Source organism: Nocardia sp. 852002-51101_SCH5132738 (assembly GCF_001665695.1).
GTDB lineage: Bacteria > Actinomycetota > Actinomycetes > Mycobacteriales > Mycobacteriaceae > Nocardia > Nocardia nova.
Genome location: NZ_LZML01000024.1, coordinates 77,254 through 93,017 on the forward strand (window position 1 = coordinate 77,254; position 15,764 = coordinate 93,017).

At 69.1% G+C, this 15,764-nt stretch carries 16 protein-coding genes; 12 read left to right on the forward strand and 4 right to left on the reverse strand.

Annotated elements, in window-relative coordinates:
- Positions 1-20: 20 nt before the first annotated feature.
- Entirely contained in the window at positions 21-1,163 is a 1,143-nt protein-coding gene (locus A5789_RS03445) for a serpin family protein (protein WP_064906062.1), read from the reverse strand.
- Positions 1,164-1,456: 293 nt separating this feature from the next.
- Here A5789_RS03445 and A5789_RS03450 point away from each other — a divergent pair, with 293 nt between their 5' ends.
- Positions 1,457-2,008 (forward strand): DUF4334 domain-containing protein, encoded by a 552-nt coding sequence (locus tag A5789_RS03450; protein ID WP_064906064.1) that lies wholly within the window; start codon positions 1,457-1,459, stop codon positions 2,006-2,008.
- 4 nt (positions 2,009-2,012) lie between these two features.
- On the opposite strand, the gene A5789_RS03455 is transcribed toward A5789_RS03450, so the two are convergent.
- The 3 genes from A5789_RS03455 to A5789_RS03465 form a co-directional block, all read right to left on the reverse strand.
- Positions 2,013-2,753, reverse strand: a complete 741-nt coding sequence (locus tag A5789_RS03455; RefSeq protein ID WP_064906066.1) for an HD domain-containing protein — start codon at positions 2,751-2,753, stop codon at positions 2,013-2,015.
- A gap of 47 nt (positions 2,754-2,800) precedes the next feature.
- Entirely contained in the window at positions 2,801-3,427 is a 627-nt protein-coding gene (locus tag A5789_RS03460) for an alpha-ketoglutarate-dependent dioxygenase AlkB (RefSeq protein ID WP_064906068.1), read from the reverse strand.
- An 81-nt stretch (positions 3,428-3,508) separates the two neighbouring features.
- Positions 3,509-4,375 (reverse strand): alpha/beta fold hydrolase, encoded by an 867-nt coding sequence (locus tag A5789_RS03465; RefSeq protein WP_227463136.1) that lies wholly within the window; start codon positions 4,373-4,375, stop codon positions 3,509-3,511.
- Positions 4,376-4,583: 208 nt separating this feature from the next.
- Between A5789_RS03465 and pyrR the strand changes: the two genes are divergently transcribed.
- The 11 genes from pyrR (at position 4,584) to rpoZ (ending at position 15,741) form a co-directional block, all read left to right on the forward strand.
- Positions 4,584-5,246 carry a bifunctional pyr operon transcriptional regulator/uracil phosphoribosyltransferase PyrR gene (gene pyrR / locus A5789_RS03470; RefSeq protein ID WP_082856957.1) on the forward strand — a complete coding sequence of 221 codons (663 nt, stop codon included), beginning with the start codon at positions 4,584-4,586 and terminating at the stop codon, positions 5,244-5,246.
- Positions 5,243-6,208: an aspartate carbamoyltransferase catalytic subunit gene (locus A5789_RS03475; RefSeq protein ID WP_063013393.1), complete on the forward strand. Its 966-nt coding sequence runs from the start codon at positions 5,243-5,245 to the stop codon at positions 6,206-6,208. The genes pyrR and A5789_RS03475 overlap by 4 nt, the downstream gene beginning before the upstream one ends.
- Before the next feature lie 109 nt (positions 6,209-6,317).
- Complete coding sequence (locus A5789_RS03480; protein WP_064906072.1) at positions 6,318-7,658, forward strand: dihydroorotase; 1,341 nt, start codon at positions 6,318-6,320, stop codon at positions 7,656-7,658.
- A complete protein-coding gene (locus A5789_RS03485; protein WP_063013389.1) occupies positions 7,658-8,173 on the forward strand; it encodes a hypothetical protein in 516 nt (171 codons plus the stop codon). The genes A5789_RS03480 and A5789_RS03485 overlap by 1 nt, the downstream gene beginning before the upstream one ends.
- Before the next feature lie 37 nt (positions 8,174-8,210).
- Positions 8,211-9,329 (forward strand): glutamine-hydrolyzing carbamoyl-phosphate synthase small subunit, encoded by a 1,119-nt coding sequence (gene carA, locus A5789_RS03490; protein ID WP_063013387.1) that lies wholly within the window; start codon positions 8,211-8,213, stop codon positions 9,327-9,329.
- Positions 9,329-12,655 carry a carbamoyl-phosphate synthase large subunit gene (gene carB / locus A5789_RS03495; protein WP_064906074.1) on the forward strand — a complete coding sequence of 1,109 codons (3,327 nt, stop codon included), beginning with the start codon at positions 9,329-9,331 and terminating at the stop codon, positions 12,653-12,655. The genes carA and carB overlap by 1 nt, the downstream gene beginning before the upstream one ends.
- A gap of 14 nt (positions 12,656-12,669) precedes the next feature.
- Entirely contained in the window at positions 12,670-13,059 is a 390-nt protein-coding gene (locus A5789_RS03500; protein WP_063013383.1) for a hypothetical protein, read from the forward strand.
- Positions 13,056-13,880: an orotidine-5'-phosphate decarboxylase gene (pyrF, locus tag A5789_RS03505; RefSeq protein ID WP_064922846.1), complete on the forward strand. Its 825-nt coding sequence runs from the start codon at positions 13,056-13,058 to the stop codon at positions 13,878-13,880. The genes A5789_RS03500 and pyrF overlap by 4 nt, the downstream gene beginning before the upstream one ends.
- A gap of 611 nt (positions 13,881-14,491) precedes the next feature.
- Positions 14,492-14,812, forward strand: a complete 321-nt coding sequence (mihF, locus tag A5789_RS03510) for an integration host factor, actinobacterial type (protein WP_030513994.1) — start codon at positions 14,492-14,494, stop codon at positions 14,810-14,812.
- A 7-nt stretch (positions 14,813-14,819) separates the two neighbouring features.
- Positions 14,820-15,401: a guanylate kinase gene (gene gmk, locus A5789_RS03515; protein ID WP_063013381.1), complete on the forward strand. Its 582-nt coding sequence runs from the start codon at positions 14,820-14,822 to the stop codon at positions 15,399-15,401.
- 64 nt (positions 15,402-15,465) lie between these two features.
- Positions 15,466-15,741 (forward strand): DNA-directed RNA polymerase subunit omega, encoded by a 276-nt coding sequence (rpoZ, locus tag A5789_RS03520; RefSeq protein WP_025350704.1) that lies wholly within the window; start codon positions 15,466-15,468, stop codon positions 15,739-15,741.
- The last annotated feature ends 23 nt before the right edge of the window (positions 15,742-15,764 follow it).

Genomic DNA, 15,764 nt, shown 5'->3' on the forward strand with positions numbered 1-15,764 from the left:
CCGCCCGCATCTGGGCCGGTTCACGGCGTGGGGGTGGCGACCCAACCGGCCACGATCGCCAGTCCGGTGGGACGGTGGACGCCGAGGAAGCCGAAGGGCCGGTCGAAGTTCACTGCGATCATCAGGGCATCGGCCGGCGCCGGTGGCATGCCGGTCGGTTCCATCAGAACCCCGGTGACGGCTGCGGCCGCGAAACCGTCGGCGGTGAATCGGGCGCAGACGTCCTGGGCCGCCGCGGTCACCCGGAGCGCGACCGGTGAGAGGCCGGGGAAGGGGTTGTCCGTCGCGGTGGTCGCCGCGGTCAGTCCGAACAACTCCGGATCGCGCAGCAGGTCGTGGGTGGATCGAACAGCGAAGGGCGGCACCTGGATTCGCAGGGTGTCCGATACGGCGGTCACCGTCCGCACCTCGAGCCCGGGGGCGGCGGTGCCCAGGCCGGGCTGGTGGGTTTCCACCGAACCGTCGAGTGCCCCCAGCCCCGCGGCCAGTACCACCGGAGCGGTGTCCCCCTCCTCGCCGAGCAGCAGATGCACATCCAGATCGGACGCACCACGCACCACGACGCGTGAAACCGGTGTGCCGGCCGTCAGCACTGCGGCGTCGCCGAGGCCGGTGCTGTACCGGGCGAGGGCAGGTCCGCGGTGTCCACGCCACGGGCCGCTCGACGGTTCCAGCACATCGGCGTGAAAGCTCTGCCGCCAGGCGGTGCGGGCGACGACGGCGGTCGCCAGCGCGAGCGCCGTCGCCGCGCCGATCCGGGCGGGGAAGCGATCGATCAGGCCGTCGGTATGGCGACGTGCCCACTCGTCGAGTCCGTCCTGTCCGCGCAGCGCGGCGATCGTGGCCGGAGGCAGCGCCCGGATCCATTCGTCGCGCAGCGCGATATCGTCGCGCACCCACACGCCGAGTGCCGCGCGCATTGATTCGGCGGCCTCGATCCGGCGCAGCAGGGTGACCGCGGCGGCGTGAGCGGATGCGGCGGGAAGGCCGGTCGCCGCGGTGAGTTCGCCGCGGGCCGGTTCGCCGGCCGCCGCGGCCAGTAGTGCGAGCAGCGGCCAGATTCCGCATCCGGACAGGACGAAATCCCCGGAACCCGCTGCGGCACACCATTTTCCGGTGAGAGTGTTGGCGGCGGCCACATCGGGTGCGAGGCTCGGCTGCATGGACGAAAGCCTACCGACGGGTGCCGACGGCAGTGCGCCCCTGCCGGGGTGTACGTGGGCGGCAGGGGCGCGTCCGGATCCTGTGGCCCGGACGATCGGCCGGAACCGATCTGCCGACGAGTCTGGTTCCTCAACCGCACTCGAGGTCCAGGCATGCGGTGCGTGGTCTGCGTCACGCCGGCGCGAACACTGGCCGAAACTACGTCTTCGTGGCCGAACGTGTTGAGGCGTCGCGGCCGGTGTGTGTCATCCTTCCGAAGCGGAACGGTCCGCGAGAGGTCCAGGAGGTAGGGATGGCTGGTGCCGGTACGGCCCGTCTGGCGGAACTGCGCGCGGGTCGCACGACCCCGGAGCAGGCGTGGCAGCTGTACGACAGCCTGCCCGAGGTCGCGGTCACCGAGATCACCACCGGCCGCTGGAGCGGCGACGAACTGGACACCGGACATCCGTGGGCCGGTGTGCTGGTCGAATCGGGTTGGTACGGAAAGCAATTCGATTCACCGGACGAGGTGCAACCGCTGCTGTTCGCCGGGCCGGACGGCCGGGTATTTCCGGTCGACCCCCGCCGAGTGCCGCTGGCGCTGGCCGCAACGCTGCCGTCGGCGGGATTCCGGGCCGCACGGCGCATGCTGCCGGCGTTGCGCCCGCTGCTGCGGACCCGTACCGCTCGTGCGCGCCTGCGCGAGATCGAATTCCGCGGCAAGGTCAGCGCGGCCATGATCTACGACCACCTGCCCATCATCGACATCTTCCGCCGGGTCGACGAGGACACCCTGCTCGGTGTGATGGATATGCGCGGGCTGGCCGACCCCTACTTCTTCATCCTGCGCCGCGACCGCTCCTGATCGCTCAGTCGTCCCCGGCGGCGAGGATCACCTCGAAGCGGGCGTCGGCAGTGTCGAGTTGCTCGAGAATGTGCTGCTTGACATGCGGCGCCAGCGGCGTGTCCGGGCGGGTGATCAGTTCGCGGTAGACCGCGGTGAGCGGCCGGTATTTGGTGGCGAGTTTCGACATGACGGCCTGCTCGTCGGCGTACAGGATGCCGACGCCGTTGTCGGTGAAATCGGAGATCTTCACCACCCGGGCCCACGGATCGCGGTCCAGGCTCGCGGCGACGTGGTCGCGGTATCGGAGGTGCCGGTCCTCGTCCGAATCGGGTGCCGGGTTGGTCACCGCCGCAACGAGATTCGATACGCGTTCGCCGAACCGCTGGGTGAGCACCGCCAGCGCTGCCGCGGTCAGGTCCTCGTCCGGCTCGGGCACGCCACGGAGGGTGACCAGGTCGGCGGCGTGATCCTCGACGGCGTCGTGCAGGAGGCCGGCGAGCACCAGGTCCGTGTCGTGCACCTCGTAGTGGCTCACGATGCGGATCGCCACCCGCAGTAGATGATTCAGGTACGGCTCGCGGCCGTAGTTGTCGCCACGGTGCAGGTCGGCCACGAATTCGAGTGCCGCCTCGACCCGTTCGGGGCCGGGCAGTTTGCGCTGCGACTCCAGCAGCAGTCGTTGCCGCAGCCCTTCCTCGCCGTGCACGTCGCTGAGTGTGTGCAACGGCATGGCCGCCAGAATTCCCGCCCCGATGGACTCCATCCGCCCAATCTAGCGGGACGAGGTGACAATCCGCCGTCGCCGGGTTTTCAGCGAACCCCGCGCGGGCGGAATTGGATGCTGATCCGCGGACCCACGGGCCGCCGCGTCTTCGGCACCGCATGTTCCCAGGTGCGCTGGCAGGAGCCGCCCATCACGAGAAGATCGCCGTGCCCCACGTGATAGCGAATGCTCGCGCCGCCGCCGCGCGGACGCAGCAGCAGGGCCCGCGGCGCGCCGATCGACAGGATCGCGACCATGGTGTCGTGGGTGGAACCGCGGCCCCCGGTATCACCGTGCCAGGTCACACTGTCCTCGCCGTCGCGGTAGTAGCACAGTCCGGCTGTGCGGAACGGTTCGCCGAGTTCCGGGCCGTAACGGCCGCTCAGAGCCGCGCGGGCGTCCTCCAGGATCGGGTCCGGCCAGGGCTCGTTCTCGCCGTAATGGCGCAGCAGTCGCGGTACGTCCACCACGCGGTCGTACATCGGGCGACGGTCGGCTCGCCACGGGACGCGAGTGGCCAGCCGTTCGAACAGTTCGTCGGCCCCGCGCAACCATCCCGGAAGCAGGTCGACCCACGCGCCCTCGGTCAGCTGGGTGCGGCGGACGCCGTCCAACGACCCCAGTTCGATGTCGCCGAAGCCGTCGAACAGCGATCTCTGCAGCGGTGTCGACATGCGTTCGAATCTACGTTCTATCGAACATATGTTCAAGCATCGGGTCGCGCGGCTACTCGGGGCCGATCCGGGCGGTCCGGATCAGTTCAGGTGCGCACGCACGAAATCGACCACCGCGTCGGAGAATTCGTCGTTGACATCGCTGGCCGCGGTATGGGCGGCGTCGGAGATCTCGACATATTCCATCTGCGGCACCAGCGCGCGGAAGTCGGCGACCCCCTGTTCGCTGACCACGTCCGACAACCGTCCGCGCACCAGCAGGACCGGGATCTCCAGCGCGCGGGCGGCATCCTCGAGGTCGCTGGTCTGCAGTTCGATGTCTTCCGGCCGGCTCGACATCATCGCCGGATCCCAATGCCAGTACCAGCGCCCGTCCTCGCGCAGCCGCAGATTGCGCCGCAGACCCTCCGGGTTGCGGGGCCGGCGGCGGTGCGGCAGGTATTCGGCCACCGCATCGGCGGCTTCCTCGAGGGAGGCGAAGCCCTCGGGATGGCCGCCGAGGAAGTTCATGACCCGTTCCACGCCCTTGTGCTCCGGGCGCGGCACGACGTCGACCAGGACCAGTCCGGCGATGCGCTCCCGGCCGGGACGGGCGGTGGCCAGCAGTGCGGTCAATCCGCCCATGCTCGCGCCGACCACGATGGCGGGCCGGTCGAGTTCGGCGAGAATGTCGAGGAGGTCGGCGGTCATCGCCGTGCGCGAGTAGTCGCCGTCCGGCGCCCAGTCGCTCTCGCCGTGCCCGCGGGCGTCCAGCAAAATGGCGTGCATTCCCACCTTCGCCAGCGCGGCGCCCGATTCCTTCCACGAGTGCCGGGTCTGGCCGCCGCCGTGCAGGAAGATCGCCAGCGGGCCGTCGGCCGGCCCCCAGCTCTCCCCGGCCAGGGCGATGCCGCCGTGGCCGCGGAAGGTGATCCGGCGGGGCTCGGTGAAGTCGGCTTCGTTGCTCACCCTTCGAGCATCCCACATCCGGTTTACGCTGTATGAAACAGTCCCGGCCAACGGTTGTGCCGTTCGCGTGATGTGTCGGCATAGCCGCAGGTGGCGGGGCTCACAGCCGGACCCCCGCCGTCGGGAGGCCGCGGCGGCGCTGCTACGCTCAGGCATCGAAAAGACATCCTTTAACGGACCGTCCGGTGAGGCGGGGAAGGAGGTCGGCATGGCCGTGCCCGAAGAGCGCGGCGGCCGCGTCGCGCCTGAAGAACGGGCCGCCAGGTCGAGCGCTGCCGAATATTCGCAGCGGCACGACCCCGAGTGGGTCCGCGCCGGGCGTGAACTGTTGTCCGCCTCCGATGTCGGCCGGACCATCGCGCGCATGGCGCATCAGATCATCGAGAAGACCGCGCTGGATTCGTCGGATCCCGAGGCGCCCCGGGTGGTGCTGATCGGCATTCCCACCCGCGGCACCACCCTCGCCGCGCGGCTGACCGATCGCATCGAGGAATTCTCCGGCGTGCGTCCCGCGCTCGGTTCGCTCGACATCACGCTGTATCGCGACGATCTGCGCAACCGCCCGCATCGCCCGCTGGAACGGACCTCGGTCCCCGAGGGTGGCATCGACGACGCGCTCGTCGTACTCGTCGACGACGTGCTGTTCTCCGGTCGCAGCGTGCGCTCGGCGCTGGACGGGCTGCGCGATCTGGGCCGGCCGCGCGCGGTGCAACTGGCGGTACTGGTCGATCGCGGCCATCGCGAACTGCCCATCCGCGCCGACTACGTCGGCAAGAACGTGCCGACCTCGCGCAGTGAGGACGTCTCCGTACTGCTCAGCGAACACGACGGTCACGACGGCGTCTATCTGCATCAGGGGGATGAGCGGTGAGGCATCTGCTCTCGGTCACCGATCTCGACCGCACCGCCGCCACCGAACTGCTCGACGACGCCCAGCGCTTCGAACAGGCGCTGCTCGGCCGCGAAGTCCGCAAACTGCCCACGCTGCGCGGCCGCACCGTGATGACGGTGTTCTTCGAGAACTCCACCCGGACCCGGGTCTCGTTCGAGGTCGCCGGCAAATGGATGAGCGCCGATGTCATCAACGTGAGCGCCTCGAGCTCCTCGGTGTCGAAGGGCGAATCGCTGCGCGATACCGCGCTGACCCTGCACGCCGCGGGCGCCGACGCGCTGATCGTGCGGCATCCGGCCTCCGGGGCGGCCCATCAGATCGCGCGCTGGTTCGGCGAACTGGACGCCGGCTCGGGTGGATACACCGGAACCGGGCCCGCGATCGTCAATGCCGGCGACGGCACGCACGAACATCCCACCCAGGCCCTGCTGGACGCGCTGACGCTGCGGCAGCGACTGGGTGAGCTGACGGGCAAGCGCATCGTGATCGTCGGCGACATCCTGCACAGCCGCGTCGCGCGGTCCAATGCCTTCCTGCTCGACACCCTCGGCGCCGAAGTGGTGCTGGTCGCGCCGCGCACCCTGCTGCCGGTCGGGGTCGAGCAGTGGCCGGTGCAGGTCTCGCATTCGCTCGACGCCGCGCTGCCCGGCGCGGACGCGGTGATGATGCTGCGCGTGCAGGCCGAGCGGATGAACGGCGGCTTCTTCCCGTCGGCCCGCGAATACTCCATCGCCTATGGACTGAACGAGCGGCGCATGGCGCTGCTCGACGACGAGGCGGTCGTCCTGCATCCGGGCCCGATGCTGCGCGGTATGGAAATCGCGTCGGCGGTGGCCGATTCCCCGAAAGCCGCAGTGCTGCAACAGGTCACCAACGGTGTGCACATGCGCATGGCGGTGCTGTTCCGCCTGCTCGTCGGTGCGGGGGAGGCCGTCGCATGAGCGGAACACGGCCAGAGGCGGCAGCCTGCGTAACCCCCCAGGCCCCCGTTCATGCGCATCGACACCGCAGGAGGGTGAGCATGAGCTTCTTCGTGGAAGGTGAGGGCGCGTGAGCGATCTGGTTATCCGGGGCGTGCGGCCCTACGGCGAGGGTGAGCCGGTCGACGTGCTGGTGCGCGACGGCGTGATCGTCGCCCTCGGCGCGCGATCCGGCGACACCGTCGACGGCGTCGAGGTCGCCGCCGATGCCGAGGTGCTGGAGGCAGACGGCCGGATCCTGCTCCCCGGTTTCGTCGATCTGCACACCCACCTGCGCGAGCCCGGCCGCGAGGACACCGAGACCATCGAAAGCGGTTCGGCCGCAGCGGCATTGGGTGGCTACACCGCGGTGTTCGCGATGGCCAACACCAATCCCGTGGCCGACACCTCGGTCGTCACCGATCATGTGTGGCGGCGCGGGCAGGAGGTGGGGCTGGTCGATGTGCATCCGGTCGGCGCGGTGACCGTCGGCTTGGCCGGCAAGCAACTGGCCGAGATGGGCACCATGGCCGCCGGCGAGGGCCGGGTGCGGATCTTCTCCGACGACGGGCACTGCGTCTACGACCCGCTGATCATGCGCCGCGCCCTCGAGTACGCGAAATCGCTCGACGTCCTGATCGCTCAGCACGCCGAGGAGCCGCGGCTCACCCAGGGCGCCGTCGCGCACGAGGGGCCGAACGCCGCCCGTCTGGGCCTGGCCGGCTGGCCGCGCGCGGCCGAGGAGTCGATCGTCGCTCGCGACGCGCTGCTGGCCCGCGACGCCGGAGCCCGGGTGCACATCTGCCACGCGTCTACCGCCGGCACCGTCGAGCTGGTGAAATGGGCCAAGGCGCAAGGGATTTCGATCACCGCCGAGGTCACTCCGCATCATCTGCTGCTCGACGATTCGCGGCTCGAGACCTACGACGCGGTGAACAAGGTCAATCCGCCGCTGCGCGAGGCATCCGACGCCCAGGCGCTGCGCAAGGCCCTGGCCGACGGAGTGATCGACTGTGTGGCCACCGACCACGCCCCGCACGCCGAACAGGAGAAGTGCTGCGAGTTCGCCGCCGCCCGTCCCGGCATGCTGGGACTGGAGACCGCGCTGTCGATCATCGTCGAGACCCTGGTGGCTCCGGGCCTGCTCGACTGGCGTGGCGTGGCGAAGGTGATGAGCGAGAATCCGGCCCGCATCGCCGGACTCGACGATCAGGGCCGCCCGATCGCGGTCGGCGAGCCGGCCAACCTGACCCTGATCGACCCGGACGCGTCGTGGACCGTGCGGGCGCGGGAGCTGGCGAGCATTTCCGACAACACGCCGTACGAGGCGATGACCCTGCCCGCCAAGGTCGCCGCCACGATGCTGCGCGGACGGATCACCGCCCGCGACGGCGTGGTGACGACCGCCCTGGCGGGGAGAGTGGGGCAATAATGGAGCGAACACTGTGGGTGATCGGGCTGGCGGCCCTGTTCGTCCTGTTCCTCTGGTTGATGTATCGCTCCTGGCTCGTGCGGGCCAGGAAGCAGGCCTCCTCGGTCGGGGAGCTGCCCACGGTGCCGGCGGATCTGGGCGCGCAGGTGCTCGAGCCGACGACCGGGTTGTACACGGGGACCACGCTGGCTCCGAGCTGGCAGAACCGCATCGTGGTCGGAGATCTGGGTTTCCGGGCCACAGCGGAGCTGACCCGCTTCGAACGCGGGATCCTGCTGGAACGCGACGGCGCGGAGGTGATCTGGATTCCGCAGGAGTCCATCACCGCGGTCCGCACCGAACGCGGCCACGCGGGCAAGGTGATGACCGACAATGGTGTGCTGGTTATTCGCTGGAAACTGCCGACGGGAACCGAAGTCGATACCGGGTTCCGCGGCGACGACAAGACGGTGTATCCGGCCTGGACGGCCATATCCGCGACGGGACAGACCGGCGCGGCGACGGGAGACGAATAAACGTGAAGGCTGGATTTTTCGTGAACGAGGTGAGCGAATGAGCGACCGCGCCGCGGTGATGGTGCTCGAGGACGGACGGGTATTCCGGGGCCGGCGGTTCGGCGCCGAGGGTGAGACGCTGGGCGAAGCGGTGTTCTGCACCGCGATGACCGGCTATCAGGAGACCCTGACCGACCCCAGCTACCACCGCCAGATCGTGGTGGCCACCGCCCCGCAGATCGGCAACACCGGCTGGAACGACGAGGACGACGAGTCGAATCGGATCTGGGTGGCCGGATACGCGGTGCGCGACCCCGCCAAGCGGGCCTCGAACTGGCGCGCCACCACCACCCTGCAGGACGAACTGGAGCGCCAGCACATCGTCGGCATCGCCGGCATCGACACCCGCGCACTGGTGCGTCATCTGCGCACCCGCGGGTCGATGAAGGCGGGCATCTTCAGCGGTGACGCCGCTGCGGCCTCGCCCGAGGAATTGCTGAGCCGGGTCACCGGTCAGGCCTCGATGCTCGGCGCCGATCTGGCCGGCGAGGTCTCCACCGACGGCGTGTACACCATCGAGCCCGCCGGTGAGCATCGGTTCACCGTGGTCGCGGTCGACCTGGGTATCAAGACCAACACCCCGCGCATGTTCGCCGAGCGCGGCATCCGGGTGCACGTGGTGCCCTCCGGCGTCACGCTGGACCAGATCAGGGAGCTGAAGCCGGACGGCGTCTTCCTGTCCAACGGCCCCGGTGACCCGGCCACCCAGGACGACGCGGTCGAGCTGACCAAATCCGTTCTGGGCGAAGGACTTCCGCTGTTCGGAATCTGCTTCGGCAACCAGATCCTGGGCCGCGCGCTGGGCCTGGGCACGTACAAGATGAAGTTCGGCCACCGCGGCATCAACGTCCCGGTCATCGATCACGCCACCGGCGCGGTCTCGATCACCGCGCAGAACCATGGCTTCGCGCTCGAGGGGGAGGCCGGACAGCGCTTCGAGACCCCGTTCGGCACCGCCGAGGTCAGCCACACCTGCGCCAACGACGGCACCGTCGAGGGGGTGCGCCTGGTGGACGGTCGCGCGTTCTCGGTGCAGTACCACCCGGAGGCCGCCGCGGGGCCGCACGATGCCGCCTACCTGTTCGACCGCTTCGCGGGTTTGATGGAGGAAGCCTGATGCCACGTCGTAACGACCTGCACCACATCCTGGTCATCGGCTCCGGGCCGATCGTCATCGGCCAGGCCTGCGAGTTCGACTACTCCGGCACCCAGGCGTGCCGGGTGCTGCGGTCCGAGGGCCTGCGGGTGTCGCTGGTGAACTCCAACCCGGCCACGATCATGACCGACCCGGAATTCGCCGACTCCACCTACGTCGAGCCGATCACCCCGGAATTCGTCGAGAAGGTCATCGCCAAGGAGCGCCCCGACGCCATCCTCGCGACCCTGGGCGGCCAGACCGCGCTCAACACCGCGGTGGCGCTGCACGAGAACGGTGTGCTGGAGAAGTACAACGTCGAATTGATCGGCGCCGACTTCGAGGCCATCCAGCGCGGTGAGGACCGGCAGAAGTTCAAGGACATCGTCGCCAAGGTCGGCGGCGAGTCGGCCCGCTCCAAGGTCTGCTACACCATGGACGAGGTGCGCGAAACCGTTGCCGAGCTGGGCTTCCCGGTGGTCGTGCGGCCGTCGTTCACCATGGGTGGCCTGGGCTCGGGCATGGCCTACAACGACGAGGATCTCGACCGCATCGCCGGCGGCGGCCTGGCCGCCTCGCCCACCGCCAACGTCCTCATCGAGGAATCGATCCTCGGGTGGAAGGAATACGAACTCGAGCTGATGCGCGACGGCCGCGACAACGTGGTCATCGTCTGCTCGATCGAGAACGTGGACCCGATGGGCGTGCACACCGGCGATTCGGTGACCGTCGCCCCGGCCATGACCCTCACCGACCGCGAATATCAGAAGATGCGCGATCTGGGTATCGCGATTCTGCGCGAGGTCGGCGTCGACACCGGCGGCTGCAACATCCAGTTCGCGGTGGATCCGCGCGACGGACGCCTGATCGTCATCGAGATGAATCCGCGTGTCTCGCGCTCCTCCGCACTGGCCTCCAAGGCAACCGGTTTCCCGATCGCCAAGATCGCGGCGAAGCTGGCCATCGGCTACACGCTCGACGAGATCGTCAACGACATCACCAAGGAAACCCCGGCCTGTTTCGAGCCCACGCTCGACTACGTGGTCGTGAAGGCGCCGCGGTTCGCGTTCGAGAAGTTCCCGGGCGCCGACCCGACCCTCACCACCACCATGAAGTCGGTCGGTGAGGCGATGAGCCTGGGCCGCAACTTCTCCGAGGCGCTCGGCAAGGTGCTGCGCTCGCTGGAGACCAAGGCGGCCGGGTTCTGGACCCAGCCCGACGGCCGCTGGACCGACGTCGCCGAGATCCTCGACGACCTGCGCGTGCCGACCGAGGGTCGGCTCTACCAGGTGGAGCGGGCGCTGCGCCTGGGCGCGAGCGTCGAAGACGTCGCACAGGCCTCGGGCATCGACCCGTGGTTCGTCGCCGAGATCGCCGGACTCGTCGAGTTGCGCGCCGAGATCGCGCAGGCGCCGGTACTGGACGAGCCGCTGCTGCGCTACGCCAAGCACAACGGCCTGTCGGATCGCCAGATCTCCGCGCTGCGACCGGAACTGGCCGGCGAGAACGGGGTGCGCGAGCTGCGTCACCGCCTCGGCATCCGGCCGGTGTACAAGACGGTCGACACCTGTGCGGCCGAATTCGAGGCCAAGACGCCGTACCACTACTCGAGCTACGAACTCGATCCGGCCGCCGAGTCGGAGGTCGCGCCTCAGCCTGAGCGCGAGAAGGTGATCATCCTCGGCTCCGGGCCCAACCGCATCGGCCAGGGCATCGAATTCGACTACTCCTGCGTGCACGCCGCGCAGACGCTGTCGCAGGCCGGGTACGAGACCGTCATGGTCAACTGCAACCCCGAGACCGTGTCCACCGACTACGACACCGCCGACCGCCTGTACTTCGAGCCGCTGACCTTCGAGGACGTGCTCGAGGTGTACCACGCCGAATCGGAATCGGGCCAGGTGGCCGGAGTGATCGTGCAGCTCGGCGGCCAGACCCCGCTCGGTCTGGCGCAGCGGCTCACCGATGCCGGAGTGCCCGTGGTCGGCACCTCCGCGGCGGCGATCGACCTGGCCGAGGACCGCGGCGAATTCGGGCACGTGCTGGTCTCGGCCGGACTGCCCGCGCCGAAGTACGGCACGGCCACCACGTTCGAGCAGGCCAAGGAGATCGCGGCCGGAATCGGCTATCCGGTGCTGGTCCGCCCGTCCTACGTGCTGGGCGGGCGCGGTATGGAGATCGTCTACGACGAGGGCTCGCTCGAGGGCTACATCTCCCGCGCCACCGAACTCAGCCCCGAACATCCGGTGCTGGTCGACCGCTTCCTGGAAGACGCCATCGAGATCGATGTCGACGCGTTGTGCGACGGCGAGGAGGTCTACCTCGGCGGCGTGATGGAGCACATCGAGGAGGCCGGTATCCACTCCGGCGACTCGGCGTGCGCGCTGCCGCCGATCACCCTGGGCCGCAGCGATATCGAGGCGGTGCGCCGCTCGACCACCGCACTGGCCAAGGGCATCGGCGTCAAGGGCCTGCTGAATGTGCAGTACGCGCTCAAGGACGACGTGCTGTACGTGCTCGAGGCCAATCCGCGCGCCAGCCGGACCGTGCCGTTCGTCTCCAAGGCGACCGGCGTGCAGCTGGCCAAGGCCGCCGCGCGGGTGATGCTGGGGACGAGCATCGCCGAATTGCGCAAGGAGGGCATCCTGCCCGCCGAGGGCGACGGCGGTCACGCGCCGATGGACGCGCCGGTCGCGGTGAAGGAAGCGGTGCTGCCCTTCCACCGGTTCCGCCGTCCGGACGGCACCGGTATCGATTCGCTGCTGTCGCCGGAGATGAAGTCCACCGGCGAGGTGATGGGTATCGACGCCGATTTCGGTACCGCCTTCGCCAAGAGCCAGTCCGCGGCCTACGGTTCGCTGCCGGTCGCGGGCACGGTGTTCGTCTCGATCGCCAACCGCGACAAGCGGGCCATGGTGTTCCCGGTCAAGCGGCTGCACGATCTGGGCTTCCGGATCCTCGCCACCGACGGCACCGCGGAGATGTTGCGGCGCAACGGGATTCCGTGCGAGCGGGTGCGCAAGCAATCCGATCCGGTGCCCGCGTCGGCCAACGGCGATCCGATCGAACCCTCGATCGTCGATCAGATCAAGGACGGCGAGATCGACATCGTGTTCAACACGCCTTACGGTAACTCCGGGCCCCGCGTGGACGGCTACGAGATTCGTACCGCCGCGGTGGGCGCCAACATTCCGTGCATCACGACGGTTCAGGGTGCGGCTGCAGCCGTACAGGGCATCGAAGCAACCATCAACGGCGGTATCGGGGTGCGCTCGCTGCAGGAGCTGCACGCCGTATTGCGCGGCTAAGAGGAGAGATAACGGTGGGAGCCATCGGTTTCGGCGCGGGAGTCCGGCCCCCGGGGGCCGGACGGGCGACGACTCGGCGGATTCGGGGATTCGGTGCGGCGGAGGCCGCGCCGCCCGGAGGCGGTGACATCCGCCGGATGCGCAACGTCGGCGGCTACAGCACGGTCGGTTTCCGGGCGATCCCGCCGATCGGCCGCAAGCCGGCGCCCGACGCCGAGGCCGAGGCCGAGGCGGACGCGCTGACCGACGCGGTGCTCGCCCGGGCGGACGAGGTGCTCGCCCAGGCCGACGAACTGCTCGCTTACGCCGGTGAGGAGGCATACGCCGAATCCGGGTCCGCCGGTGCGCAGACACCGCCCGCCCATACCGGGGACGAACTGGCGGGCGCCGGGGCGAGCCGGTGACGCCGTTCGGCCTGCGGCTGGCCGACGCGATGGGCCGGCTGGGCCCGTTGTGCGCCGGCATCGACCCCCACCCGCAGTTGCTGCGTGCCTGGGGGCTCAGCGAGGACGTCGAAGGCCTGAAACGGTTCTCCGACATCTGCGTCGAGGTGTTCGCGGGCCGGGTGGCGCTGGTGAAACCCCAGGTGGCGTTCTTCGAGGAGTACGGCTCCGGCGGCATCGTGGTGCTCGAGGACACCATCGCCGCGCTGCGTGCGGCCGGCACGCTGGTGCTGGCCGACGCCAAGCGCGGCGATATCGGCTCCACGATGGCCGCCTACGCGCGGGCCTGGCTGGGCGACGGTCCGCTGGCCAGTGATGCGGTGACGGTATCGCCGTACCTCGGCTTCGGTGCGCTGTCTCCCGCCCTCGATGCCGCGCGCTCGGCCGGTCGCGGCGTCTTCGTGCTGGCAGCCACCTCGAATCCGGAGGCGGCCCAGGTGCAACGCATCACCGCGGCCGACGGTCGCAGTGTCGCGCAGATCATGATCGACGAGGCCGCCGGCTGCAACGCCGGGGCGGAATTCGGATCGGTCGGCGTCGTGGTCGGCGCGACCCTCACCGAACCCGTCGACTTGAGCAAACTCAACGGTCCCGTCCTGATGCCCGGCGTCGGCGCGCAGGGCGGGGGAGCGGGATCGATCCGTGCGCTGATCCCGTCCGACCGGTTCGCGGCGGTGGTACCCAACGTATCCCGGGAACTGCTCGACACCGGGCCTTCAGTGGCGGCGATGCGCACCAAGATGCACAAGCTCGCCGACGAATTCGCCTTCCTGCAGGCCTGATTCATTCCGCCCGGGTTCGCGAGCCGTCGCACCCGGGCGGGATTCGCTGATGTCCACCACGCGCGTCGCGCGGGAGCCGGCTGCCTCTCGGAAGGCGACCGGTCTGTTTGCGTTTGCGGCCCGTTCGCGCGCATCCGTGCTCGTTCCCGGGTGGAAGTTACACGCGCGTGTTTTTCCGGCTCAGCGGCCCTTCCGGGCCGTCTTACGGCCCCGCCGCGCACATCGCCGACCGGTGCCGAGAGTGCTCGCCACGCCGCGCCACGCCGCGACACGCTGGGGAAAAATTCGCGACACGCGGAGAATTTTCAGAAAGTTCCAGGTCGCGCGATTACGGGTCGGTTACGGTCGCATCCGGCCGGACTCGAATCCGGCGGGGAAGCCGTCGGAATCGGGATATGCCCAGGTCACCGGCATGGTGAAGAAAATCCCCGGACCGGTGCCACGACGTGGCGCAATCAGCCGCGCGACCTGCCCGGTAACGGGCTCGAATGCCCGAATCGGGCGCTGACCTGGGGGGTGGGTTCGCAATCGGCGCGCCGCGTGGGTACGGTCGCTGAGACCACCGGGTTACCGGAGGTAGATCTAGCAATGAACGATGAGACGGAGGAACCGTGGCCCTTCCCCAGCTGACTGACGAGCAGCGCGCCGCTGCTTTGGAGAAGGCGGCTGCCGCTCGCCGCGCTCGGGCAGAGCTCAAGGAGCGCTTGAAGCGTGGCGGCACTGACCTGAAGACGGTCCTGAAGGACGCCGAGACCGACGAGGTCCTCGGCAAGATGAAGGTATCCGCGCTGCTGGAGGCCCTGCCCAAGGTCGGCAAGGTCAAGGCGGCCGAGATCATGAGCGAGCTGGAGATCGCGCCGACCCGCCGCCTGCGGGGCCTGGGCGACCGGCAGCGCAAGGCGCTGCTGGCGAAGTTCGACTTCGAAGCCTGATCCGAGGGTGGTCGAACACACTCAGAAGGGTCGGCTGGTAGTACTGGTCGGCCCCTCGGCCGTCGGCAAGTCCACCGTGGTCCGTTGCGTCCGGGAACGGCTGCCGGAACTGGTGTTCAGTGTGTCGGCCACCACCCGGGCCCCCCGGCCCGGGGAGGTCGACGGCCGCGACTACCGGTTCGTGACCCGCGCCGACTTCGACGCCATGATCGAAGAAGGCGAACTACTCGAATGGGCCGACATTCACGGCGGCCTGCAACGGTCGGGAACCCCGGCCGCACCGGTGAAGGCGGCACTGGCCGCCGGGAAACCGGTCCTGGTGGAGGTGGACCTCGCCGGCGCCCGCTCGGTCCGAGCGGCGATGCCCGAGGCGCTGCTGGTCTTTCTGGCCCCGCCCAGCTGGGAGGAACTCGTGGCCCGGCTGACCGGCCGCGGCACCGAATCACCCGAGGTGATCGAGCGCCGGCTCGCCACCGCGAAGACCGAACTCGCCGCCTGTGACGAGTTCGACATCGTGATCGTGAACGACGACGTGACCACTGCCTGTGAGCAGTTGGTATCGTTGTTCGTTAGCACAAATTCGAGATGACCGCGGGCGATCCGCGAACTCCTCTCGAACAGCAACTCCCCATCGACCCGCAGGAGCCTCCCTAGTGAGCGACACCAAGACCGTGCCCGCCTACGACACCCCGGTCGGCCTCACCAACCCGCCGATCGACGAGTTGCTCGAGCGCACGTCGTCCAAGTACGCGCTGGTCATCTACGCGGCCAAGCGGGCGCGTCAGATCAACGACTACTACAACCAGCTCGGCGACGGCATCCTCGAGTACGTGGGTCCGCTGGTCGAGCCGGGCCTGCAGGAGAAGCCGCTCTCGGTCGCCATGCGCGAGATCCACTCCGACCTGCTCGAACACACCGAGGGCGAGTGACCCTGCGGTCGTAACCCGCTGTC

Bases quoted from the DNA above. Each gene is read 5' to 3' on its own strand.
- A5789_RS03445 (WP_064906062.1), bottom strand. From the start codon at position 1,163: ATGCAGCCGAGCCTCGCACCCGATGTGGCCGCCGCCAACACTCTCACC.
- A5789_RS03450 (WP_064906064.1), top strand. From the start codon at position 1,457: ATGGCTGGTGCCGGTACGGCCCGTCTGGCGGAACTGCGCGCGGGTCGC.
- A5789_RS03455 (WP_064906066.1), bottom strand. From the start codon at position 2,753: ATGGAGTCCATCGGGGCGGGAATTCTGGCGGCCATGCCGTTGCACACA.
- A5789_RS03460 (WP_064906068.1), bottom strand. From the start codon at position 3,427: ATGTCGACACCGCTGCAGAGATCGCTGTTCGACGGCTTCGGCGACATC.
- pyrR (WP_082856957.1), top strand. From the start codon at position 4,584: ATGGCCGTGCCCGAAGAGCGCGGCGGCCGCGTCGCGCCTGAAGAACGG.
- A5789_RS03485 (WP_063013389.1), top strand. From the start codon at position 7,658: ATGGAGCGAACACTGTGGGTGATCGGGCTGGCGGCCCTGTTCGTCCTG.
- carA (WP_063013387.1), top strand. From the start codon at position 8,211: ATGAGCGACCGCGCCGCGGTGATGGTGCTCGAGGACGGACGGGTATTC.
- carB (WP_064906074.1), top strand. From the start codon at position 9,329: ATGCCACGTCGTAACGACCTGCACCACATCCTGGTCATCGGCTCCGGG.